The sequence below is a fragment of the Pseudomonas sp. FP1154 genome (genome assembly GCF_030687245.1).
GTDB classification, from domain to species: domain Bacteria; phylum Pseudomonadota; class Gammaproteobacteria; order Pseudomonadales; family Pseudomonadaceae; genus Aquipseudomonas; species Aquipseudomonas rhizophila.
Genome location: NZ_CP117465.1, coordinates 722,536 through 746,441, shown reverse-complemented (window position 1 = coordinate 746,441; position 23,906 = coordinate 722,536). Strand labels below are relative to the sequence as shown.

The window sequence follows — 23,906 nt, the reverse complement described above, 5'->3', positions numbered from 1 at the left end:
CCCGTTCAGAACAGGCTCTGTGAAAACCATGTGGGCGACTTCGAACCGTGCTTCGTAGAAAGGGTTCGAATCAAGCCGAGGGTGGTTTTCACAGAGGCTGCTAGCCGCCGGACTTTTTCGCCTTGAAGCCGTGTCGGGTCAGTTCCGCCAGCAGCAGCTCGACGTGATCGCCCTGGATCTCGATGATGCCGTCTTTCAAAGCACCACCGGTGCCACAGCGTTTCTTCAACGTGGTGGCCAGTTCCTTGAGCGCGTCCTCGGCCAGCGGCACGCCAGTGATCGTGGTCACCGTCTTGCCGCCGCGACCTTTGCTTTCACGGCGCACGCGAGCGATACCGTCACCTTCCGGGATGGTGGTCTGTTTGCAGATGCAGGCATCCACCGGCTGGCGGCAATCAGGGCAATGACGACCGGCGTCGGTAGAAAATACCAGGCCGCCCAAGGCGGCGAAGGATGCGGCTTTTTTGGCCACCGGCAATCCTCTTGGGAGGACAAAGACTGGCCGGGCAAAAGTAAGTGCCCCGACCGCGAAGCCCCACTCAGGCAGGGGCAGCGCTACTGGATCGCAGACAGCGATTCAGCTTGAAAAGTCGCGCAGTGTAACGGCAAAAAGCTAACTTGCTAAGGGCCAATCGGCGCCAATTTAGCGCTTCTTTGCGACATCATCGCCATGGGCTCGCAAATAGCGCTCCAGTGCCGCCAGAGAGTCCGGGCAGTAAGGCTTGTGCTGGATTTCATCGAGCACCTGGTCGACCGCCAGGAAACGCGCCTCGAGTACCTCTTCAGGTTGCAGAATCAGCGGCCCGTCCCACACGGCCGAGAACGCCGAGCACCACAGGCGACTGCCGCTGTCTTCGAAATAAAAATGGTCATGGGCCGTCAGTTCGACGCCGCTCACGCCCAACTCTTCCGCCAGCTCTCGAGCCGCCGACTCGGCGTAGGTCTCGTTGGCCTGCACCATCCCGCCGGCCGCCACGTCCCAGAAACCCGGATAGATCGCCTTGCTCAGGGTCCGCCGATGAACGCACAACTCACCGGCAGAGTTGAACAGCATGATGTAGGTGCCGCGTCCGATCAGACCGCGCTCACGCAGGTCCGAACGCACCAGGCTGCCAAGCAGGTTGTCGTCTTTATCGACCCAAGCGATGAGCTCGGCATCCGAGGCCACTCGATGAGCGACCTCCCGCGGGCTTTCTTCCATCTGTCAGCCCTGGTTCAGCAGTTGCCGCAAGTCGATCACCGCCGCGTTGGCGCGGGAAATGTAGTTGGCCATCACCAGCGAATGGTTCGCCAATACACCGAAGCCGCTGCCGTTGAGGATCATCGGGCTCCAGACCGGCTCCTGGGAGGCTTCGAGTTCACGAATGATCTGCCGCACGCTGACCGTGGCGTTTTTCTTTGCCAGCACATCGGCGAAATCCACTTCGATTGCGCGCAGCAAATGCGACAGCGCCCAGGCCTGGCCGCGAGCTTCGTAGAACACGTTGTCGATCTGCATCCACGGGGTTTCGACCACCTCCTCGTCCACTTGCGGTACCTGGCCCGGGGCCGTGACTTCGGTTTTCAGCGAGGTGTTGAGCTTGACCCGGCCCACGCTGGCCGACAGGCGCTGGGACAGCGAACCCAGACGAGTGCCGACATCGCCCAGCCAATTATTCAGGTTATCGGCGCGGGCATAGAACAGCGCGCTTTTCTGGTTCGGATCGGACAGGCGCGCCTGATAGCGGCTCAGCAGAGTGATGCCTTCCTGGTACTCCGACTCACTGGAGGGCAGCACCCAGCTGCGGTTATCGAAGTTGAAGCGCGGCTCGGCCTTGGCCAGGTCGGCGTCCTCGGCGGACTGGGACTGGGATCGGGCGAAGTCCTTGCGCAGAGCGCGGCTCAGGTCGCGTACCTGCACCAGCACGCCATATTCCCAGCTCGGCATGTTGTCCATCCACAGGCCCGGCGGGAACCGGTCGTTGGAAATGTAGCCACCTGGCTTGGTCAGCAGCGTTTCGGCCACGGTCTTGAGGGTCTCGACGGTGGTGTAGCCGATCACCATTTGCCGGCCTTCCTTCTCCGCGGCCGCCTGGGCGTTCTGCTGCACGGGGAACAGGGCGGGCTCCTGGCTCCAGTACCAGCCGACGGCAATGGTCACCAGCAAGTACAGGCCGACCAGGGTGGCCAGTGCCCGGCTGAAAAAAAGCCCACCCAGGTAGCTGCGGGTGGCCGATTTCGGCTCGGCGGCACGTTCAGGCGCGCTGCCCGCGCGGTTTTTCCAGTCCAGCATGGCGATGTCCCTTCAATCACTTGAGTTCACGGTTCGACCACAACCCTACGCCATCGTGCCTGATTTGAAACGCGATAATGCGGCGCAAATCATGCCGACCACGACAGGGCAATCGAACGGCCACTATAAAGGAAGCGCTGTCACCAGCCTACGAAACTGACCGGTCATAAACTGAATACCCTCCCAAGACAGATTATTGACGTATGACACTCATGCGAATGAAAAGAGGTGCTAGCATAGAGCCACCAGTCGATCTCAGCATGCACCCTAACTAGTAGTCAGGATATGACCGAGCCAGAAGACCCCAGCCGTGAGCGCCTCAAGCACCACTTTGCCCAGCGGGTAATTCACCAGGCTCGTCAGATCCTGGAGATCTGGCAGCGCCTGCAACGCAGTGAATGGTCAGGCATCGACCTGTCGGAGCTCAGCGAAGCCAACCTGCGTCTGCTGCGCTTTGCCGAGCGCTTCGAGCAACCGGAGCATTGCCAGCTCGCCCAGGGCATCAGTCAATCGCTGCAAGCGGTGGAAGCCAATCGCGGGCGTCTGAGCAGCCACCTGATCACTGAAATCAATCGACTGATGCAGCGCCTGTCCCGCACCGGCCTGCGCCATGGCGATCAGCTCGAACAGACCTTCCTGCCGCCGCTGCGCAAACCCATCTACGTGATGTTGCAGGACCATGACCGCGCCGAGCGGCTGGCCAAGCAGTTGGAGTTCTTCGGCCTCAGCGCCCAGGCGCTCGACAGCGTGGCGGCGTTTCGGGCTTCGATGGTCGAGCGCCTGCCGGCCGCGATTGTCATGGACGTGGACTTCAGCGGCCCCGGCATCGGCCTGAAACTGGCCGCCGAAGCCCAGGAAGGTCTGGAGCAGCCGTTGCCGCTCTTGTTCTTCAGCCTGCTGGAAACCGACACGCCGACACGCCTGGCGGCGGTGCGCGCCGGCGGGCAGGAGTTCCTCACTGGCACCCTGGAAGCCTCGAGCCTGCTGGAAAAGATCGAAGTGCTGACCTGCGTTGCCCAGTACGAACCCTACAAAGTGCTGATCATTGATGACTCCCGTGCCCAGGCCCTGCACACCGAGCGCCTGCTCAACAGCGCCGGTATCGTCACCCGCACGCTGATCGAACCGATCCAGGCCATGGCCGAGCTGGCGGATTTCCAGCCTGATCTGATCATCCTCGACATGTACATGCCCGCCTGCACCGGCACGGAGCTGGCGAAGGTGATCCGCCACAATGACCGCTATGTCAGCGTGCCGATCATTTACCTGTCCGCCGAAGACGACCTGGACAAACAGCTCGACGCCATGAGTGAAGGCGGCGACGACTTCCTGACCAAACCGATCAAACCCCGGCACCTGATCACCACCGTGCGCAACCGAGCGGCCCGGGCGCGCAACCTCAAGGCGCGGATGGTCCGCGACAGCCTCACCGGTCTTTACAACCACACCCATATCCTGCAATTGCTCGAAGACTGCTGCTTCCGCGCTCGCCGCGAAGGCAAGCCGTTGAGCTTTGCCATGCTGGACATCGACCATTTCAAACGGGTCAACGACAGCCACGGCCACCCCATGGGCGACCGGGTGATCAAAAGCCTGGCGCTGTTTCTCAAGCAGCGTCTGCGCAAGACCGACTTCATCGGCCGTTACGGCGGTGAAGAGTTCGCCATCGTCATGCCGGACACGGATATCGATGCGGCCTATAAGGTACTGGATGAAATCCGCCAGCGTTTTGCCGAAATTCACTACCCGGCGCAGCCCCAGGACCTGTGGTGCACCTTCAGCGCGGGCGTGGTGCAGATGAGCGAAGAGTCCGACAGCCTGATGATGGCCAGCCAGGCGGACGAAGCGCTGTACCGCGCCAAGCACGCAGGGCGCAATCGGGTACAAAGCGCGCGGCAATCAAAGCAAAGTGCCACCTTTTCATCGGAATCCACCGATTCAGTCATAAACCTGTAACCCAAACGCAATAACTTCAAGCACTTACGATTCTGCCCTTGGTAGACCCTTGATGCGCCTGAAGCTGCTGACCAATCTCAATACCCTTCTTTTAGTTGCCGTGTGCCTTGGCCTGGCTTGCACCCTGTGGTGGTCGCAAATCGCCCTGGAGCGCCCCTATCTGTTGATGGAGCGCTACCTGAGCCTGTCGCGGCAGTTCCAGGGCGAGGTGGCGCGCAACATCGAAGATTACCTGGCCAGCGGCGACGCCTTGCGCCTCAGCGCAGCGACCCAGTCCATTGATACCTTGCAAAAGGACCTGGACCAATTTCCGCCCGAGTTGGCCAAGAGCTTGCGCCCAAGCCTGTCCAGCCTCGACGGCTTCAGCAAGACCGATCTGCTGGCCGCCGGTAAGCTGGCGGGCGATCCGCAAGCCCTGCTGTTGCAGGCCGAACGGGAGCTGAGCGCGAGCCTGGACCGCCTTGCGCAATACGCCAATGGCGCCCCGGCCTACCTGCCGCCGTTGTTCGCCGCTTCGCAACATCTGGGCCGACTGTCCCTCGCCCGGGACAAACTGGTCAGCAGCGGACGCAGCGAATTGGCCGCCGATGTCGAACGGGAACTGCAGAGCATCCGCACACAGGCCGAGAGCCTCGACAGCCTGCCGCTGCTGGGCGTGACAGCCAGCAACGAAGCGCAGGGCGATGATTTCGCTGCGCTGATGGGCTTGCAGACCCAGGAAGAAACCGTCGCCGAAGACGCCGGCATCGCCCTCAAGCGCGAACTCAACAGCCTGCTCGGCCGCTACCCTGCCGAACTGGGGCGCACTCGCGCATTGATCCAGAAGCGCACAGAACTGAGCAGCGCCACGCACTTGAAAATCGCCGATGTGCAACAGGCGATCGATGCCATGGAGTCGGCGGTTCGCGCCCAACATGGCCAGATCCAGGGCGAAGTTCGGCTGATTCAGGGATTGATGATCGGCCTGATCCTGCTGATCGCATTGCTCATCGACACCTTGCAGCGGCGCCTGGCCCGGACTTTGACGAATCTGGCACCCGCCCTGTCGACTTGGGCCGAAGGGGATTTCAGCCGCGACATTCATGTGGGCGCCAGCAACCGCGAGTTACAAGACATCCAGGCCTCGCTCAATCGCTTGCGGGCGTATCTGGTGGATCTGGTCGGCACCATTCGCCTGAATGCCGAGCAGGTCGCTGGCAGCAGCCGGGCACTGGCCGAGCTGAGTGGAGAATTGCACAGCGGCGCCGAGCACCAGGCCGGTGACACGGCGCTGATCCGCGACTCTCTCAGCGAACTGGAAGCGACCATTCAACAAGTGGCCGGTGACGCCAGCCAGGCCGCCGACGCCAGCCGTAGCGCCGGGCATGCTGTGGAGCAAGGGCAGAAAGTCATCGGCCTGAGCCTCACCGGCCTGCATGCGCTGGTGGGCGAAGTGCAAGGCAACGCACAAATGATCGAACAACTGGCCGAGGAATCGGCCACCATCGGCGGCGTGCTGACAGTGATTCGCTCGATTGCCGATCAGACCAACCTGCTGGCCCTCAACGCCGCCATCGAAGCCGCACGCGCCGGAGACATGGGAAGAGGTTTCGCGGTGGTGGCCGAAGAAGTCCGCTCCCTGGCCCAACGCACGGCGGGCGCCACTGCCGAGATCCAGGAACTGATCGCCCGCCTGCAACTGGCCGCGCGCCAGTCGGTGGACGGCATGCGCGCCCAGGTCGAACACGCCGAAGCCACCGCCAACCAGGCACAAGCGGCCGACGGCGCACTGGATAAAATCGTCGGGGCCATCCAGACCATTTCCGAAACCGCAGTGCGCATCGCCGACGTCACCGCCCAACAAAGCGGCGCCGTCAGCGAAATCCGCGATCACAGTGAGCGGATTCATCAACTGGGTGGGGATAATCTGCTGCGCATTGGTCAGGGGCGGGAACAGGGCGACAACCTGCTGGTGCTCGGTGGGCGCTTGCACACGGCAGTTCAGGCATTTCGGGTTTAAGCAGCACAGATCCCCTGTGGGAGCGGGCTCGCTCGCGATTGCAGTGGGTCAGCTTGCAGAAATATTGAATCTATCGCCGCCATCGCGAGCAGGCTCGCTCCCACACGGGTTTCGGGTTATTCCCAACATTGATGTTCACCACAGATCCCTGTGGGAGCGGGCTTGCTCGCGATAGCGGTGGGTCAGCTTGCATCAGTGCTGAATGTGCCGCCGCCATCGCGAGCAAGCTCGCTCCCACGCGGGTTTCGGGTTATTCCCAACCTTGATGTTCACCACAGATCCCCTGTGGGAGCGAGCCTGCTCGCGATAGCGGTGGGTCAGCTTGCATCGGTATTGAATGTGCCGCCGTCTTCGCGAGCAAGCCCGCTCCCACGCGGGTTTCGGGTTATTCCCAACCTTGATGTTCACCACAGATCCCCTGTGGGAGCGAGCCTGCTCGCGATTGCAGTGGGTCAGCTTGCAGAAATGTTGAATGTATCGCCGCCATCGCGAGCAGGCTCGCTCCCACAGGGTTTAGCGCAGGCATCCCAGGGGCGGGTGACCGGATCTTGGAGCATGGTCACAAATTTCGCGCAAACATCGGTCATCGTGCTGGCTATTGCAGAGAACTGGACAGTCATAAAGGCTTTGCGGCATAGTCGCCGGGTTCTGACACCTGCTCACAGATAACAAGGAACAGCAGATGGCGACCCTATTGGTCCTGCACGGACCCAACCTGAACCTGCTGGGCACCCGCGAACCGGGCGTCTACGGGGCCGTGACACTGGCCCAGATCAACCAGGACCTGGAACAGCGGGCCCGCAATGCCGGCCATCATTTGCTCTACCTGCAAAGCAACGCCGAATATGAATTGATCGACCGCATCCATGCCGCGCGTGGCGAAGGTGTGGACTTCATTTTGATCAATCCCGCTGCTTTTACGCACACAAGCGTCGCATTACGTGACGCGCTGCTGGCAGTGAGCATCCCATTCATCGAAGTGCATTTGTCCAACGTGCACAAACGCGAACCTTTCCGCCATCACTCCTACTTCTCCGATGTAGCGGTGGGAGTGATCTGCGGCCTTGGCGCCAGCGGTTACCGACTGGCTCTGGAGGCCGCCCTAGAGCAGCTTGAAAGACAGGCAACAGCTTGAACAACAAGCGTTAAACGCCCCTGACCGACCCTTGGGAGTTGATGATTCATGGATATCCGTAAAGTTAAGAAACTGATCGAATTGCTGGAAGAGTCCGGCATCGACGAGCTCGAGATCAAGGAAGGCGAAGAGTCCGTACGCATCAGCCGTCACAGCAAGACCCCGGCCCAGCAGTTCTACGCGCCGGCACCGATGCAGGCTCCAGCCGCCGCGCCTGCTCCGGCAGCAGCGCCAGTTGCCGCCGCTCCAGCAGCACCTGCCGCGCCAACGCTCAACGGCACCGTTGCCCGTTCGCCAATGGTAGGCACGTTCTATCGCAAGTCTTCCCCGTCCTCGCCGTCCTTCGTTGAAGTCGGCCAGACCGTGAAGAAAGGCGACACCCTGTGCATCGTCGAAGCCATGAAGATGATGAACCACATCGAAGCTGAAACCAGCGGTGTGATCGAATCCATCCTCGTTGAAGACGGCCAGCCGGTTGAGTACGACCAACCGCTGTTCACCATCGTTTGAACCGCGGAGAGCCTTTGATGACTGCGAAGTTGGAAAAAGTTCTGATCGCTAACCGCGGTGAGATCGCCCTGCGGATTCTGCGTGCCTGCAAAGAGATGGGCATCAAGACCGTCGCCGTTTACTCCAAGGCCGACAAAGAACTGATGCACCTGGGCCTGGCGGACGAATCCGTCTGCATCGGTCCGGCGTCGGCTGCGCACTCTTACCTGCACATCCCGGCGATCATCGCCGCCGCTGAAGTGACCGGCGCCACCGCCATTCACCCTGGCTACGGTTTCCTGGCGGAAAACGCCGACTTCGCCGAACAGGTCGAAAACTCCGGTTTTGCCTTCATTGGTCCGAAAGCCGACACCATCCGCCTGATGGGCGACAAGGTATCGGCCAAGCACGCCATGATCGCCGCCGGCGTACCTACCGTTCCAGGTTCCGACGGCCCGCTGCCTGAAGACGAAGAAACCGCCCTGCGCATTGGCCGCGAAGTCGGCTATCCGGTGATCATCAAGGCTGCCGGTGGTGGCGGTGGTCGCGGCATGCGTGTGGTACACAAGGAAGAAGACCTGATTTCCTCGGCGAAACTGACCCGCTCCGAAGCGGGCGCGGCGTTCGGCAACCCGATGGTCTATCTGGAAAAGTTCCTGACCAACCCGCGTCACGTCGAAGTCCAGGTGCTGTCCGACGGCCAGGGCCAGGCCATCCATCTGGGCGACCGCGATTGCTCGCTGCAACGTCGTCACCAGAAGGTCCTCGAAGAAGCACCGGCACCGGGCATCGACGAGCAGGCTCGCGCGGAAGTCCTGGCACGCTGCGTCAAGGCCTGCATCGACATCGGCTACCGCGGCGCCGGCACCTTCGAGTTCCTCTACGAGAACGGTCGTTTCTACTTCATCGAAATGAACACCCGTGTTCAGGTGGAGCACCCGGTTTCGGAAATGGTCACTGGTATCGACATCGTCAAGGAGATGCTCAGCATCGCCGCCGGCAACAAACTGTCGTTCACCCAGGATGACGTGGTGATCCGCGGCCACTCGCTGGAATGCCGGATCAACGCCGAAGACCCGAAAACCTTCATGCCAAGCCCAGGCACGGTCAAGCATTTCCATGCTCCAGGCGGCAATGGCGTTCGCGTCGACTCGCACCTGTACAGCGGTTATGCGGTTCCGCCGAACTATGACTCGTTGATCGGCAAGCTGATCACCTACGGCGCAACCCGTGACGAAGCCATGGCGCGCATGCGCAATGCGCTGGACGAAATCGTGGTGGACGGGATCAAGACCAACATCCCGCTGCACCGCGACCTGGTCCGCGACGAAGGCTTCTGCAAAGGTGGCGTCAACATCCATTACCTGGAACACAAGCTGGCTGATCAGGCTTGATGTCCCGAGTGATGTAAAAAAGACCCCGGTCCATTGGCCGGGGTCTTTTTTTGCCTGCCTTTCACAATGGCGGCGAATGACTCAGCTCAGCGCTACCGTAGGGAGTGCCTGTGCTTCGATCTGCGCCCTCGTCGCCGCCCTGCCCTGCTGGGTGCGAACGCTACCGTTGGCATTGGCTACCAACGGCTCACTACGCAAGCGCGTCATGAACCCACGCGCACGCACCGACACCGGGTCGGAACTCTGTTTCGCCCTCGCCAGCACCGGTATGTAGTAGCGCTCAACCTGACTCTGTGATGTCTTGAACACCGACGTCACCCCAGTGCGCAGATCCAGCGACACACCATAGGTATTACCGAAGCAGGAAGAATACGACCAGTGATCCCAGGTTGGCTGCAGCCCCTGGCGCCTCATCACCGATCTGACCGGCTCGCCAATATCAGCGCCTGTCAGCCAATCGCCGCCCACCAGAATGGCGCGAATATCCTTCGCTGCCCCTCCCAAACGCTGCTTCACTTCGCGAACACTGCGCTCGATCAGTGCGCGGATGTTGTGATCGAAATGAATGACCGCCCCGACCTTGGTGGTCGGGTTGTACAACGAAGCGATCACGCATGTCTGGGCGTTCAGGGAGAACAGATAGTTGTCTGCCGCCGTCTCGCTGAACTTGGCGACCACCGCCTCGCCCTGCAACGCGCCCCGCGCCACGTCCGGGAAGACATGCCCGGGAAACGCTTCGCGCAGATCGCTCACTCGCCCAAGGTTGCGCACATCATCATTGCCGCCACTCATTCCAACGGGTTTACGCGCCCACTTGCCATTCGCCATCCTGTACACAGGCGGTTTGTAAAAGGCGCCGGGATAACGGGCATCCACCAGGCACAGACCATCGAAGTAGATATTCCCCCTCACCTGGTAGTACCTGCCCTTGTCGAGTATGTAGAAAGCATTTCGCGGCTGCGTAGCGCTGGACGGGCTCAGATAGGTGCCTTTGAAAGCCCCCTCGGTCACCTGCTGCAAATTCTTCGGCGTTTCCCTGACCGCCTGTTTCGGATCGAAACGGATCGGCTGGATCAGCGGCCCGCTCTCCCTGGCAGCGACTGATGTCACCTGCCTCAGGCGCTGAGCGGCCAAGGACATGGGCCTTACGGCGAGCTTCAGACTCCTGACAGCCTGACCGAGCAGCCGGGTCATGCTCATTGCCCCAAGCATGCCGAACAACGCGCCCCAGGTCGCTTGCAGCCAATGGCCGAGGGCGCGATCGGTGTCGCCCTGCCCATGCGCCTCGATCGCCTGCCTGGAACTGAGGGCAATGAAGCCGGCATCCAGCAACAGGGCAAAGGGCGGGTAAACCATGCACACCGGCGCGGAGGCGAAGAGCAGGCCCTTGAGCACCTGATCCCTGATCACCTCGCCGCGACTTTTCGTGACATCTTCCACGTCCGTGACAGCACGCTCGATGTAGGCATCGAACTGCGACGAGATATCCATTACCCGATTGAATTCGCGCAATACTTCGAGGCCACGGGTCGTGGTCGCCAAAGCCGTCAGCGAGCGCCTTACCGCGGCACGAGCACCAACGGCCACCCGCTCCAGTACGTAATCACGCAGGCGTGCGGCGACCGCCCCGGGGAAGTCCTGGTATGGGCGAAATGTGACGCCGTCGGGAGCGTCGGGCGTGTACAGCCAATAGGCGCCTTTGGGATCAAAGTAGGCAAAGACATAGACGCCCAATACCACATGACCGCCGACGGTAAACCGGATCAGACCTTCGCGCTGCACCACCGCCTGCGAACTCACTGAGCCGATCACCGGCGTCGCCTCACTCAGCAGCGTGATTTGCCGGGTGAGCCACCAGAACTCACGGGCGTTCAACAAGGACTTACCCGTCGCGATCCGCAGGTCGCGATCCATCCGGGTCAGCAACAGGTTGCGGTAGGCATTACGCCGCTTGGTGTATTCGGCAGCGCTGGCATCAAGGAACCTGGCGCGGATCTGCCGCGCATACTGCTCGCCCACGTAGGCCCGTCGGATGTAGGTCGCCAGCTCCGCACTGCGAACCTGCCCCAGGTCCTGCCCGATCGATGAGCGCACGCCTTTTCTGGGGTTGTCGATGCCCGAGTTGTCGTCATACCCATGGATGGCCAGCTCCAGCAAGCTGGCAACCTGGGTCTTGCCACTCGCCAGACCGGGTGTGTAGTCGATGAGCACCGTGGCAGGATCGACCGGTTCCTGCACCCCCTTGCTACGCATGTACGGTGCGATGGCTTGGGTGACGGTACGTTTGGCAAAGTCCACAAAGACCTCATAGCCGGCGATCTGCTCGTTGAAGACCTGCTGATGAACCTGAAGCTCCTGGCTCAAACTGCTGATGATGCGTCGGGAGTCAAGCGGCAGGGCCGCGTACCACCGGGGCGATTCGTCCTGCTCAACCTGCGCCAGGTTGTTGGCCAGGCCCATTGCAACAGACGCCTCAAGGCAGGCTTTGAAGGCCATCGCAGTGCTCCTGAGGTCTTTGTTCAGATCCCATGCCGTCGGCTTGTCCGCCACGCCGGCAAAGTACTCCCGAGCCACATCACGCCCGGCGGCAGAGAGTTGTTGCAACAGGTATTCGCGACCCGCCTGGCTTTCAATCCAGGCGCCTATCTCTGCATTCACGGACCGAAGCGAGGGCAACTCGATCCACTCCTGCCCATCTGGCTTGCCGGGGGCGTACAACAACAGATCACTGACCTCGCCCGACCGGTCCTCGCGGTAGAACAACAGAAGATCGGAACACTTCAGTGCGTTTGGAAGCGCAAGGCAGGCCACACGCCAGGCACTGGCCGATTGCGCCGACGTCTCGTTTGCCCATAAGGTTTTGAGCGCCTCGTGATGGCTCACCTTCAAATGGCCCGCACAACGTGCCACGAACGCGCTTTGCTCCAGGCGCGCCACGAACCAATCGAGCATGGCGTCCTTCAGGTCTGCCCGGCCATATTGGCTGACCAATGCTGCCCCATACCCAGCGGGGGCATCCACGTCTGCCAGCAGTTGGGTAATGAACGCCGGCGAAAGAGGCTGGTTGCGCAGCATGGCGCCATTTTCCACCAGGAACACCGATATAGCGTCCGATCTTATCGGACCTGCCGCCAGCAATTCGCTCAGGCTATGGGTCTGCACCGGCTGGTCAATGATCCCTCGCCACTGCAACTGCACTCGAATGCCGTCAGGCTCGACTTCCATGTCCAGTTCACGCCTGACATAGTCCCTGGCCAGCCGCCGGGCAAACGCCTGCAGCGAGCCCAGGCCGTCGAGCAGCTCATCCACCAGCGCCTGCGCCTGCGAGGTCCGTGCCTCAAAAGCCTTCAACTGTTTACGCTCGACTTCACTCAGCGCCTTCAGCCAGCCAGGCAATTGCCCCCCAGCGATTGCCTGAAGACTCCGCCGTTCCTGAGCGGTTGCCAACGAGGTGATCTGGTTTGTGAGACGCCAGTGCGCCTGAAGGTTTTCAAGCTTCTCCCTCAGCTCATCGACGTCCACCCCCGCCAGTTGCTCCGGCTGGAAAATCCTATCGATCCGGGCCAGGTATTCAGCGAGCCTGTGCTTGACCACCTCCTCAAGAGAGGCGTCGCTCCCGGCCATGCGCCAGTGACGTTGCAGATAGTCTTTGTAGTGATGGGTAAAGCCCGCGGCGCTTGCTTCCACCACCTGCACGATGACTTCCCGACGCTCAACCGCAAACCCCGGATCAGTCCCGCCGGGCCAGCGATAAGGAGCATCCTGTTCTTCATCAAAAGCCACCGGCGTCTGGTCAATCATCCGTTGCAGCACCGCATCGAGCAGGGTGCCGATGAAGTACGGATCGATGTTGCCCTGGTAATAATGGGTGCGCAGTTGGACCAGCAGGTACTCTTCCAGCACCTCCAGCAAGGGCATCTGAGCGTGTAATCGCTGGTCGATAGCCGCCTGCCAACGTGCCAACTTCTCCAGAATGACTTGTGCTGTTTCCGCCTGCGGGGAAGAGACCGTCCCCGCGCCGCTCGTGTTGCTGTGCCGTTCGGCAGTGTTGTCCATCACATTCCTCCCTGTTGTGTGGACCCGCACCTTATCCGTCCTGCATTGCCCCCATGTCATACATATATATATCGAAACACCACGCCGGCGGCACGAGACTCGCTTATCCACTTTGATGGCGACCTGGCGTACACTGCGCGCCTTTGCAGCCCTGCGCTGCCTCCTGTAGATTTTTTTCCAAAGGTGCCCGCCATGCCTTGGCTGCAAGTACGTCTGGCCATCAGCCCGGAACAAGCCGAAACCTACGAAGACGCGTTTCTTGAAGTAGGCGCCGTATCGGTAACCTTCATGGACGCCGAAGACCAGCCGATCTTCGAGCCGGAACTCAATACCACGCCGTTATGGTCCCACACTCACCTGCTGGCCCTTTTCGAAGGTGGCACCGAGCCGGCCAGCGTGCTGGCACATCTGGAGCTGCTCACCGGCAGCCCGTTGCCCGAGCATCACAGCGAAGTGATCGAAGACCAGGATTGGGAACGCAGCTGGATGGATAACTTCCAGCCGATGCGCTTCGGTCAGCGCCTGTGGATCGTGCCGAGCTGGCATGCCGCGCCGCAGCCGGATGCAGTGAACCTGCTGCTGGACCCAGGGCTGGCGTTCGGCACTGGCACGCACCCGACCACCGCGCTGTGCCTGGAATGGCTCGACGGCCAGGACCTTAAAGACTGCAACGTGCTCGACTTCGGCTGCGGCTCGGGGATCCTGGCCATTGCCGCGCTGCTGTTGGGCGCCAAGGAAGCGGTCGGCACCGACATCGACGTCCAGGCCCTGGAAGCCTCCCGCGACAACGCCGGGCGCAACAACATTGCCCCAGAGCTGTTCCCCCTGTACTTGCCGCAAGACCTGCCACAGGTTCAGGCCGACGTACTGGTGGCCAACATCCTGGCCGGTCCGCTGGTGTCCCTGGCGCCGCAGTTGTCGAGCCTGGTCAAGCCGGGCGGACGCCTGGCGCTGTCGGGCATCCTGGCCGAACAGGGTGAAGAAGTCGCTGCGGCCTATGCCGCGGACTTTGATCTGGACCCCATCGCCAATCGCGATGGCTGGGTGCGCATCACCGGTCGTCGGCGCTAGAATGGCCGCCTGTATCAACCGGATTGCCGCATGACTGACAGTTTCGTCACCCAGTGCCCGCATTGCCACACCAGTTTTCGCGTCAGCCATACTCAATTGAGCGTGGCCCGCGGGGTGGTTCGCTGTGGCTCGTGCCTGCAAGTGTTCAATGCCGCACGGCAATTGCTGGAACAGCATACTGCCAAGGAAACCGTCACGCCCCTGACACCGCCAATCAAGACGCCCGCCGCCGAATCCCCGCCCCGTGCGATCAGCCAGAAGCAATGGACCGCCGCCGAGCTGGACCTCGATGATCTGGACAAGGAACTGGCTCGACTGGAGCGGCGTGACAAGCGTGCGCCGGATACCTTCGGCCGACGTCGTGAAGACAACCTGAGCGCGCAACGCGACCCGCTCTCGAACGATCAGGAGCCTTGGTCCGACAGCCTGTACAGCGAATCCGCCAGCGAGCGCGACGAAACGGCCCTACAAACCCCGGTCGAACCGTTCGAGCCCCATGAACCGGCCCGCCCACCGCGCACCGAACCGTCCTTGTCCTTGCCCCTGACCCTGGAACCGCTGGAACCGGACGACGAGCCGGTCACCCCGCTACGCCTGGAGCCGGACGACGAGCCCCACGAACACCTGGAAAGTCTGTCTGCCAGCGATGATCACGATGATCACGACGAAGCACCGTTGCAAGCGGTGCCGACGCGCAAGGCACGCGAGCGCCATGAACCCGGATTACGCGCCGAGGCCCTTCAGGACCTGGATGACGATCCGCTGCAACTGGACTGGCGCAAGCGTCGCTCGCCCTGGGGCCGGCGTTTGCTGTGGGGCCTGTTGATCCTGTTCGCCGCCGCGGCCCTGGCCGGCCAGTACATCGCCTACCACTTCGAAGAACTGGCCCGTCAGGATCAGTATCGCCCGTGGTTCCTGCAGATTTGCCCGACCATCGGCTGCGACGTGCCGTCCAAGGTCGACATCGGCAAAATCAAAAGCAGCAACCTGGTGGTGCGCAGCCATCCGGAGTTCAGCGGCGCCCTGGTGGTGGACGCAATCATCTACAACCGTGCGCCGTTCTCCCAGCCTTTCCCGCTGCTGGAGCTGCGTTTCGCCGACCTCAACGGGCATCTGATCGCCAGTCGCCGTTTCAAGCCCGGAGAATATCTGGGCGGCGATGTCGAAGGCCTGGGGGAAATGCCGCCGCAGACGCCCATTCATATTGCCCTGGATATCCTCGACCCGGGACCTAAAGCGGTGAACTACAGCCTGAGCTTTCATTCACCAGAGTGATGCACACCAGGGCCGGGCGATTGGCGGCAGCTTTCTGACTCAGCGCACCCGAACCAAACCGCTGGCGATAACAAAATAGCTGTTCAGATTTTATCCAATTCGACCTTTATCCAGTCATCGAGAGCGGGTATCATGCCAACCCTTTTTCGAAGTCTCATGATCCGGCCCCACTTCAGGGAAGTCCTATGTCGGCGGTACGCATCGGCCCATATACATTACAGAACGGCCTGGTTCTCGCCCCAATGGCGGGCGTCACCGACCAGCCCTTTCGTCAGCTGTGCAAGCGACTGGGCGCCGGGCTTGTAGTTTCGGAAATGGTCAGCAGCGACATGAGTTTGTGGAACACCCGCAAATCGCGTCTGCGCATGATCCACGAAGGCGATCCCGAGCCCCGCTCGGTGCAGATCGCCGGTGGCGATGCCCAGATGCTGGCGCAGGCGGCCCGGGCCAATGTCGAGCTGGGCGCACAGATCATCGACATCAACATGGGCTGTCCGGCGAAGAAGGTCTGCAACAAGGCTGCAGGCTCGGCACTGTTGAAGGATGAAGCGCTGGTCACCGAGATCCTGCAGGCGGTCGTCGCCGCAGTCGATGTGCCGGTGACCCTGAAGATCCGCACCGGGTGGGACCGGGAGAACAAGAACGGCCTGACGGTGGCCAAGATCGCCGAACAGGCAGGCATCACGGCGTTGGCGGTGCATGGCCGCACCCGTGCCGACCTGTACACCGGCGAGGCCGAGTACGACACCATTGCCGCGATCAAGCAGGCGGTGTCGATGCCGGTCTTTGCCAACGGCGATGTCGACTCGCCCGAAAAGGCCCGGTACGTGCTGGACGCGACGGGTGCCGACGGGTTGTTGATCGGCCGGGCTGCCCAGGGGCGGCCATGGATTTTTCGTGAAATCGAACACTTCCTGCGCACCGGCGAAAAGCTCGCTGCGCCGCAACTGTCCGAGGTGGAACGTATTCTGCTAGAGCATCTGGCCGCGCTGCATGCCTTCTACGGAGAAGTCATGGGTGTACGCATCGCTCGCAAGCATGTGGGCTGGTATCTCGCAACCCTGCCGGGCGCCAGGGAGTTTCGCGCCCGTTTCAATCGTTTGGATGGTACGCAAGCACAATGCGCCGACGTTCAGGCGTTCTTCGCTGAGCGTTACAAGAGCCTGACAGGGGACGAAGGGGTGGCCGCATGACGATGATGACCGAGACTTTAGTGAGTGGAATAACACCCGTGAGCGACAACGTAAATTTGAAACAGCACCTCAATACGCCCAGCGAAGAAGGTCAGACCCTTCGCGGGAGTGTCGAGAAGGCGCTGCACAATTATTTCGCCCACCTTGAGGGCGCTGCCGTCACGGATGTGTACAACCTGGTGCTTTCGGAAGTCGAGGCACCTCTGCTCGAGAGCGTGATGAACTACGTCAAGGGCAACCAGACCAAGGCCAGTGAGCTGCTGGGCCTGAACCGCGGCACCCTGCGCAAGAAACTCAAGCAGTACGATCTGCTGTAAGCATTCAATCAAACCAGAAAGGCGCCCGCGTAAAAAACGGTCGCCTTTTTTGCTGACTTCCCTTGCTTTTGATGGAAATTGAAATGACCGACCAGACCACCCGCCTGCCGATCCGCCGCGCCTTGATCAGCGTCTCCGACAAGACCGGGATCCTCGAATTTGCCCGCGAACTGCAACAGTTGGGTGTCGAGATCCTCTCCACCGGCGGGACCTTCAAGCTGCTGCAGGACAACGGCGTCGCCGCAGTGGAAGTCGCGGACTACACCGGTTTTGCGGAAATGATGGACGGTCGGGTCAAGACCCTGCACCCGAAGATCCACGGCGGGATCCTGGGTCGTCGCGGCATCGACGACGCCATCATGAACGAGCACGGCATCAAGCCGATCGACCTGGTGGCCGTCAACCTCTACCCGTTCGAAGCCACCATCAACAAGCCAGGTTGCGACCTGCCGACCGCCATTGAAAACATCGACATCGGCGGCCCGACCATGGTCCGCTCGGCGGCCAAGAACCACAAAGACGTGGCCATCGTGGTCAACGCCAGTGACTACGCCAGCGTGCTGGAAAACCTCAAGGCCGGTGGCCTGACCTACGCCCAGCGTTTCGACCTGATGCTCAAGGCCTTTGAACACACCGCCGCCTACGACGGCATGATCGCCAACTACATGGGCACCGTGAACCAGGCCGCTGAAACCCTGTCGACCGAAGGCCGCAGCGAATTCCCACGCACCTTCAACACCCAGTTCATCAAGGCTCAGGAAATGCGCTACGGCGAGAACCCGCACCAGAGCGCGGCGTTCTACGTGGAAGCCAAGCCGGCCGAAGTCGGTATCGCCACCGCCACCCAGTTGCAAGGCAAGGAACTGTCGTTCAACAACGTGGCCGACACCGATGCGGCGCTGGAATGCGTCAAGAGCTTCGTCAAGCCCGCCTGCGTGATCGTCAAGCACGCCAACCCGTGCGGCGTGGCCGTCAGCCCGGACGCCGAGGGCGGCATCCGCCAAGCCTACGAACTGGCCTACGCCACCGACACCGAATCGGCCTTCGGCGGCATCATCGCCTTCAACCGTGAACTGGACGCCGAAACCGCCAAGGCCATCGTCGAGCGTCAGTTCGTCGAAGTGATCATCGCCCCTTCGGTCAGCGAAGAAGCCCGTGCCATCGTCGCCGCCAAGGCCAACGTGCGCCTGCTGGCCTGCGGCCAATGGTCGGCCGACCGCGCGCCGGCCTGGGACTACAAGCGTGTCAACGGCGGCCTGCTGGTACAAAGTCGCGACATCGGCATGATCGGCAGCGAAGATTTGAAAGTGGTGACCAAGCGCGCCCCAAGCGAGCAGGAAATCAACGATTTGATCTTCGCCTGGAAAGTCGCCAAGTACGTCAAGTCCAACGCCATTGTCTACGCCAAGAACCGCCAGACCATCGGCGTCGGCGCCGGCCAGATGAGCCGCGTGAACTCGGCCCGCATCGCCGCGATCAAGGCTGAACACGCCGGTTTGCAGGTACAGGGCGCGGTCATGGCCTCCGATGCGTTCTTCCCGTTCCGCGACGGCATCGACAACGCGGCCAAGGTCGGCATCACTGCGGTGATCCAGCCGGGTGGTTCGATGCGTGACGCTGAAGTGATTGCCGCGGCTGATGAAGCCGGCATCGCCATGGTATTCACCGGCATGCGCCACTTCCGTCACTAACAAGACAACGGCCGCACTGAAGCCGGCATCTGCTGCGTTGGAGCCGACCTCGATGATGCTCATTGCCAAAAGGCAACTCCGCTCATCGAGGTCGACTCCGCCTTGCATCTACCGACTTCTATTGCGACCTCCTATGGCGCAAAACGCCCTAGGCTCCAAACAGAATCAGCGTCATCCGAGGTTTTTGAAATGAATGTTTTGATCATTGGCAGCGGTGGCCGTGAACACGCCCTGGCCTGGAAAGTGGCTCAGGATCCGCGTGTGCAGAAGGTTTTCGTGGCACCGGGCAATGCCGGTACCGCCATCGAAGCCAAATGCGAAAACGTCGCCATCGACGTGCTGGCCCTGGAACAACTGGCCGACTTCGCCGAGAAGAACGTCTCGCTGACCATCGTCGGCCCGGAAGTGCCGCTGGTCGCCGGCGTGGTCGATCTGTTCCGCTCCCGTGGCCTGGACTGCTTCGGCCCGACGTCCGGCGCCGCGCAGCTGGAAGGCTCGAAAGCCTTCACCAAGGATTTCCTGGCACGTCACAAGATTCCGACCGCCGACTACCAGAACTTCACCGAGATCGATCCGGCCCTGGCTTACCTGCGCGAAAAAGGCGCACCGATCGTGATCAAGGCCGACGGTCTGGCCGCCGGTAAAGGCGTGATCGTAGCCATGACCCTGGCCGAAGCCGAAGATGCCGTGCGCGACATGCTGGCCGGCAATGCCTTCGGGGACGCCGGTTCCCGGGTGGTGATCGAAGAGTTCCTCGACGGCGAAGAAGCCAGCTTCATCGTCATGGTCGATGGCAATAACGTCCTGCCAATGGCCACCAGCCAGGACCACAAACGTGTTGGCGATGGCGACAGCGGCCCGAACACCGGCGGCATGGGTGCCTACTCCCCTGCCCCGGTGGTCACTACCGAGGTCCATCAGCGGGTCATGGACCAGGTCATCTGGCCGACCGTGCGCGGCATGGCCGAGGAAGGCAACGTCTACACTGGCTTCCTGTATGCCGGCCTGATGATCGACAAGGCTGGTAACCCAAAAGTCATCGAATTCAACTGCCGTTTCGGCGATCCTGAGACCCAGCCGGTGATGCTGCGCCTGCAATCGAGCCTGGTGCTGCTGGTCGAAGCGGCCCTGGCCCAGGCTCTGGACAAGGTCGAAGCCCAGTGGGATCCGCGTCCGAGCGTCGGTGTGGTACTGGCAGCCGGGGGTTATCCGGGCGACTACGCTAAAGGTAATGCGATACAAGGCCTGGAGGCTGCAGCCGGGCTGGAAGGCAAGGTTTTCCATGCGGGGACCGCGCTGAAGGATGGCCAGGTGGTCACCGCCGGCGGTCGCGTACTTTGCGCCACTGCCATGGGGTCCAGTGTCGACGCGGCTCAGCAGCAGGCCTACAAGCTTGCCGCCGAGATCGACTGGGAAGGCTGTTTCTACCGCAAGGACATTGGCTACCGTGCCATTGCCCGCGAGCGTGGCGAAAATCTGGAATAACCCGGCCATTCAGACCGGCAAGCGCCCATGGCCCTTGCCTGTCTGCTCCGGCGCCGCGCATAGTTATAATCTGGCATCAACCTACGAAGGGATTTCGCCGTGCGCTGGCTCAGGATTGCCATAGGTTTAACCGTCACCCTGCTGACACTGCTCTGCACGCTCCCGGCCCAGGCCGCGCCAGGCAGTGGCTGGGCGGTATTGCTCGACGAACAGGGCGACCTGAAGCTGAGCGACATCCGTTCTGCCCGCTACACCAATCAATTCAGCCCCATCGACCTGGACCGCCTGAAGGCCGCCGAGCCGGGTGGGGCATTGTGGTTGCGTTTCCGGCTGGCCCCCGACCCACATGAACAAATACTGCGTATCTTTGCACCCGACCTGTCTCGCCTGAACCTCTATGTGCTGGACGGCGATACCCTGGTGGACCAACAGGTCGGCGGCGATGCCCTGCCCCGTATCGAACAACCCCTGCCCAGCAGCGATTACATGCTGGCCCTGCCGCGCAGCGACAAACAGCTGGACGTCTACCTGCGCCTGGCGTCCCGGCACGAACTGCGGCCCTATGTCACCCTGGAAACGGCGATTCAGGCGGCGGCCAACCAGAACCAGACGCTGATCTACGGGTTGCTGTTCGGCTGCATCGCGATGCTGATCCTGCACAACCTGACCCGCTACGCCTATACCCGCTCACGCAGTTGCCTGTGGCTGGCGGCCTGCGAAGGGTTGTTGATGCTCAGCCTGGTGCTGCTGTTGAACCTGGCTGGAGCCTGGCTGCCCGACTGGCCGGCCATTCAGACGCCGGGGGCCTATCTGGCCCTGCTGCTGACCGCGCCCTGCGGCCTGATGTTCGCCTACCGCTTCTTCGCCCCACTGGGGCCGCACCCGTTGAACCGGCTGCTGCTGGGAGACATCGTGTTCATCACGCTCTGCAGCCTGCTGCTGTTGTTCGTGAACACACTGCCGCTCAATATCATGACCTATGCCCTGGTCGCGCTGGCCGGCCTGAGCATGCTGTTTGTCAGCGCCTGGCACTGGCAAAAGGGCTATCGCCCGGCACGGCTGTTTGTCGCCGCCATGGTGGTTTTCAACCTGGGCACGCTGATCATCCTGCCGGCCCTGCAAGGGCTGACGGAAGTCGCTCCCCAGGGCCTGATCATCACCCTGCTGGGGTTCATCTGCGTCAGCGGACTGCTGATGAGTGTCGCCCTGGGTGAGCGCCAGCGCTCGATCAACGAGAGCCGTTTCAGCATCAGCCGCGACCTGGCGGCGAGCAATGCCGAGATCAATGCCAAGGCCGAGTTCCTGGCCAAGATCAGCCACGAAATCCGTACGCCGATGAACGGCGTACTGGGCATGACCGAACTGCTGCTGGGCACGCCGCTGTCGGTCAAGCAGCGCGATTACGTGCAGACGATCCACAGCGCCGGCAACGAACTGCTGACCCTGATCAACGAGATCCTCGACATTTCCCGGCTGGAGTCCGGGCAGATCGAACTGGACGACGTGCAGTTCGACCTCAATGCGCTGATCGAGGACTGCCTCAGCATCTTCCGCGCCAAGGCCGAACAGCAGAATGTCGAACTGATCAGCTTTATCCAACCCCAGGTGCCGCGAGTGATCAGCGGTGACCCGACACGGTTGCGCCAGGCGCTACTGAGCCTGCTGGAAAACGCCCTGAAAAAAACCGACGAGGGCGAAGTGTTGATCGTCGTGGCGCTGGACGAGCGCAGCAATCAGCCGCGCCTGCGCATCGCGGTGCAGGACAGCGGAACACCCATGGACGCCGAAGAGCGCGACACGCTGATGCATGCCGAATTGCACAGCAAGAACTTCCTCTCGGCCACCCGCCTGGGCGGCAACCTGGGCCTGGTCATCGCCCGTCAATTGATCATGCTGATGCACGGCGAGTTCGGCATCAAAAGCGGCAGCAACCAGGGCAGTACCTTGTGGCTGACCTTGCCCCTGGACCCGGATCGCCTCGAACATCCGACCTCCGACCTCGACAGTCCGCTGCAAGGGGCGCGGGTGTTGATCGTCGACGACAATGACACCTGCCGCAAAGTGCTCGTGCAGCAATGCAGCGCCTGGGGCCTGAACGTCAGCGCCGTACCATCGGGCAAGGAAGCCCTGGCGCTGCTGCGCACCAAGGCGCACCTGCGGGACTACTTCGACGTGGTGCTGCTGGACCAGAACATGCCCGGCATGACCGGCATGCAACTGGCGGCCAAGATCAAGGAAGACCCGAGCCTGAATCACGACATCCTGTTGATCATGCTCACCGGCATCAGCAACGCGCCGAGCAAGGTCGTGGCTCGCAACAGCGGGGTCAAGCGCATCCTCGCCAAACCGGTGGCCGGCTATACCCTCAAGACTACCCTGGCGGACGAACTCAACCAGCGCAACAAAGGCCAGGCGCCGAGCATTCCGATGGGCGCCGGTCCTGTCGTTCCGGTAAAAGTGCCCAGCGACTTCCGCATCCTGGTGGCCGAAGACAACAGCATTTCCACCAAGGTCATCCGTGGCATGCTCGGCAAGCTCAACCTGCAACCCGATACCGCCAGCAACGGCGAGGAAGCCCTCAAGGCCATGAAGGAGCAGCGCTACGACCTGGTCTTGATGGACTGCGAAATGCCTATCCTCGACGGCTTTTCCGCCACCCAGCAACTGCGTGCCTGGGAAATGGGTAACCAGCGAACCCGCACCCCCGTGGTCGCGCTCACCGCGCACATTCTGGCCGAACACAAGGAGCGCGCCCGTCAGGCCGGGATGGACGGCCATATGGCCAAACCGGTGGAACTGTCGCAACTGCGCGAGCTGATCGAACACTGGGTGGCCCAGCGCGACCAGCAGAATCGTACAGCGCAGACGTCCTGAGCCGACAGACACCAAAACGCCTGATAGACTCCCCGACGTCTTTCTCCGCCTTGAGCCTCGACCATGCTTCATGTGTTGTTCAGCGTTTATCTGAAGATGCTGGTGCTCTACAGCCCCTTCTTCGTGCTGTCGTGTTTTATCGGCCTGACTCGCGGCTACTCGCGCAAGGAACAACGGCGCCTGGCCTGGAAAGTCGCGATCGCGACGCTGGTGTCCAGCGTATTGCTGTATTTGTTCGGACGGGTGATTTTCAGCGTGTTCGGCATCACCGTGGATGCGTTCCGAATCGGCGCCGGCAGCGTGCTGTTCATTTCGGCGCTGGGCATGGCCCAAGGCAAATCAGCCGTACAGACAGATAATGTTCAGCAGGACGTGACCATTGTCCCGCTGACCATTCCGTTGACGGTCGGCCCCGGCACCATTGGCGCCCTGCTGGTGATGGGCGTGAGCCAGCCGCACTGGGACGACAAACTCATGGCCATCATCAGCATCGCCCTGGCCAGCTTTACCGTCGGCGTGGTGCTTTACCTGTCCAGCCGCATCGAGCGGATTCTCGGTGACCAGGGCTTACAGATTGTCAGCCGCCTGATGGGGTTGTTTGTCTGCGCGTTGGCCGCGCAGATCATCTTTACCGGGGTCAGAGGCTATCTGGTGCCCTGACACAGCAGCGGTCTGCTTGCGACGTAAGACCCCAGCGCG

The 23,906-nt window shown here is 61.6% G+C and carries 16 protein-coding genes and 1 pseudogene; 13 read left to right on the top strand and 4 right to left on the bottom strand.

Translation table 11 applies throughout. The features are described 5' to 3' along the window. Positions 1-100 precede the first annotated feature (100 nt). The 3 genes from PSH91_RS03265 to PSH91_RS03255 form a co-directional block, all read right to left on the bottom strand. Positions 101-472 (bottom strand): translation initiation factor Sui1, encoded by a 372-nt coding sequence (locus PSH91_RS03265; RefSeq protein ID WP_047227396.1) that lies wholly within the window; start codon positions 470-472, stop codon positions 101-103. Positions 473-643: 171 nt separating this feature from the next. Then, the gene (locus PSH91_RS03260) at positions 644-1,201 is read right to left on the bottom strand and encodes an NUDIX hydrolase (RefSeq protein WP_076382828.1); all 558 of its coding nucleotides are present in this window, start codon (positions 1,199-1,201) and stop codon (positions 644-646) included. Between the two features lie 3 nt (positions 1,202-1,204). Then, positions 1,205-2,272, bottom strand: coding sequence for a DUF2333 family protein (locus PSH91_RS03255; protein WP_047227394.1), 1,068 nt, complete (start codon positions 2,270-2,272; stop codon positions 1,205-1,207). 285 nt (positions 2,273-2,557) lie between these two features. On the opposite strand from PSH91_RS03255, the gene PSH91_RS03250 reads away from it, so the two are divergent. The 5 genes and pseudogenes from PSH91_RS03250 to accC all read left to right on the top strand — a co-directional run bounded on the left by PSH91_RS03250 (position 2,558) and on the right by accC (position 9,245). Beyond that, positions 2,558-4,228: a diguanylate cyclase gene (locus PSH91_RS03250; protein ID WP_076382830.1), complete on the top strand. Its 1,671-nt coding sequence runs from the start codon at positions 2,558-2,560 to the stop codon at positions 4,226-4,228. A gap of 1,492 nt (positions 4,229-5,720) precedes the next feature. Next, positions 5,721-6,227, top strand: a pseudogene (locus PSH91_RS26645) (methyl-accepting chemotaxis protein); the annotation flags it as partial. Positions 6,228-6,909: 682 nt separating this feature from the next. Then, positions 6,910-7,362: a type II 3-dehydroquinate dehydratase gene (aroQ, locus tag PSH91_RS03240; protein WP_058543870.1), complete on the top strand. Its 453-nt coding sequence runs from the start codon at positions 6,910-6,912 to the stop codon at positions 7,360-7,362. Positions 7,363-7,410: 48 nt separating this feature from the next. Further along, entirely contained in the window at positions 7,411-7,872 is a 462-nt protein-coding gene (gene accB, locus PSH91_RS03235; RefSeq protein WP_047227391.1) for an acetyl-CoA carboxylase biotin carboxyl carrier protein, read from the top strand. 17 nt (positions 7,873-7,889) lie between these two features. Beyond that, positions 7,890-9,245 carry an acetyl-CoA carboxylase biotin carboxylase subunit gene (accC, locus tag PSH91_RS03230; RefSeq protein WP_047227390.1) on the top strand — a complete coding sequence of 452 codons (1,356 nt, stop codon included), beginning with the start codon at positions 7,890-7,892 and terminating at the stop codon, positions 9,243-9,245. Positions 9,246-9,326: 81 nt separating this feature from the next. Here the strand turns inward: accC and PSH91_RS03225 are convergent, their stop codons facing one another. Next, entirely contained in the window at positions 9,327-13,535 is a 4,209-nt protein-coding gene (locus PSH91_RS03225) for a dermonecrotic toxin domain-containing protein (RefSeq protein ID WP_305467266.1), read from the bottom strand. Here PSH91_RS03225 and prmA point away from each other — a divergent pair. From prmA to PSH91_RS03185, 8 genes are all read left to right on the top strand, one after another. Beyond that, positions 13,494-14,372, top strand: a complete 879-nt coding sequence (gene prmA, locus PSH91_RS03220; RefSeq protein ID WP_047227388.1) for a 50S ribosomal protein L11 methyltransferase — start codon at positions 13,494-13,496, stop codon at positions 14,370-14,372. The genes PSH91_RS03225 and prmA overlap by 42 nt on opposite strands. A 30-nt stretch (positions 14,373-14,402) precedes the next feature. Further along, positions 14,403-15,647: a DUF3426 domain-containing protein gene (locus PSH91_RS03215; RefSeq protein WP_305467263.1), complete on the top strand. Its 1,245-nt coding sequence runs from the start codon at positions 14,403-14,405 to the stop codon at positions 15,645-15,647. A 185-nt stretch (positions 15,648-15,832) separates the two neighbouring features. Then, a complete protein-coding gene (gene dusB, locus PSH91_RS03210; protein ID WP_047227386.1) occupies positions 15,833-16,840 on the top strand; it encodes a tRNA dihydrouridine synthase DusB in 1,008 nt (335 codons plus the stop codon). Continuing rightward, complete coding sequence (gene fis, locus PSH91_RS03205; RefSeq protein ID WP_025211617.1) at positions 16,837-17,157, top strand: DNA-binding transcriptional regulator Fis; 321 nt, start codon at positions 16,837-16,839, stop codon at positions 17,155-17,157. Before dusB ends, fis begins: the two co-directional genes overlap by 4 nt. An 83-nt stretch (positions 17,158-17,240) precedes the next feature. Continuing rightward, on the top strand, positions 17,241-18,848 hold the full coding sequence (gene purH / locus PSH91_RS03200) for a bifunctional phosphoribosylaminoimidazolecarboxamide formyltransferase/IMP cyclohydrolase (protein ID WP_047227385.1): 1,608 nt from the start codon (positions 17,241-17,243) through the stop codon (positions 18,846-18,848). A 189-nt stretch (positions 18,849-19,037) separates the two neighbouring features. After that, positions 19,038-20,333, top strand: coding sequence for a phosphoribosylamine--glycine ligase (purD, locus tag PSH91_RS03195; protein WP_305467260.1), 1,296 nt, complete (start codon positions 19,038-19,040; stop codon positions 20,331-20,333). A gap of 99 nt (positions 20,334-20,432) precedes the next feature. Further along, on the top strand, positions 20,433-23,207 hold the full coding sequence (locus tag PSH91_RS03190) for a hybrid sensor histidine kinase/response regulator (protein WP_076382840.1): 2,775 nt from the start codon (positions 20,433-20,435) through the stop codon (positions 23,205-23,207). A 63-nt stretch (positions 23,208-23,270) separates the two neighbouring features. Beyond that, complete coding sequence (locus PSH91_RS03185; RefSeq protein WP_047227382.1) at positions 23,271-23,867, top strand: MarC family protein; 597 nt, start codon at positions 23,271-23,273, stop codon at positions 23,865-23,867. Positions 23,868-23,906: the final 39 nt, after the last annotated feature.

What these genes read in the sequence shown, in the direction of transcription:
- PSH91_RS03260 (WP_076382828.1), bottom strand. Translation starts at nt 1,201, where the DNA reads ATGGAAGAAAGCCCGCGGGAGGTCGCTCATCGAGTGGCCTCGGATGCC.
- PSH91_RS03255 (WP_047227394.1), bottom strand. Translation starts at nt 2,272, where the DNA reads ATGCTGGACTGGAAAAACCGCGCGGGCAGCGCGCCTGAACGTGCCGCC.
- PSH91_RS03250 (WP_076382830.1), top strand. Translation starts at nt 2,558, where the DNA reads ATGACCGAGCCAGAAGACCCCAGCCGTGAGCGCCTCAAGCACCACTTT.
- aroQ (WP_058543870.1), top strand. Translation starts at nt 6,910, where the DNA reads ATGGCGACCCTATTGGTCCTGCACGGACCCAACCTGAACCTGCTGGGC.
- accB (WP_047227391.1), top strand. Translation starts at nt 7,411, where the DNA reads ATGGATATCCGTAAAGTTAAGAAACTGATCGAATTGCTGGAAGAGTCC.
- accC (WP_047227390.1), top strand. Translation starts at nt 7,890, where the DNA reads ATGACTGCGAAGTTGGAAAAAGTTCTGATCGCTAACCGCGGTGAGATC.
- prmA (WP_047227388.1), top strand. Translation starts at nt 13,494, where the DNA reads ATGCCTTGGCTGCAAGTACGTCTGGCCATCAGCCCGGAACAAGCCGAA.
- PSH91_RS03215 (WP_305467263.1), top strand. Translation starts at nt 14,403, where the DNA reads ATGACTGACAGTTTCGTCACCCAGTGCCCGCATTGCCACACCAGTTTT.
- dusB (WP_047227386.1), top strand. Translation starts at nt 15,833, where the DNA reads ATGTCGGCGGTACGCATCGGCCCATATACATTACAGAACGGCCTGGTT.
- fis (WP_025211617.1), top strand. Translation starts at nt 16,837, where the DNA reads ATGACGATGATGACCGAGACTTTAGTGAGTGGAATAACACCCGTGAGC.
- purH (WP_047227385.1), top strand. Translation starts at nt 17,241, where the DNA reads ATGACCGACCAGACCACCCGCCTGCCGATCCGCCGCGCCTTGATCAGC.
- purD (WP_305467260.1), top strand. Translation starts at nt 19,038, where the DNA reads ATGAATGTTTTGATCATTGGCAGCGGTGGCCGTGAACACGCCCTGGCC.
- PSH91_RS03185 (WP_047227382.1), top strand. Translation starts at nt 23,271, where the DNA reads ATGCTTCATGTGTTGTTCAGCGTTTATCTGAAGATGCTGGTGCTCTAC.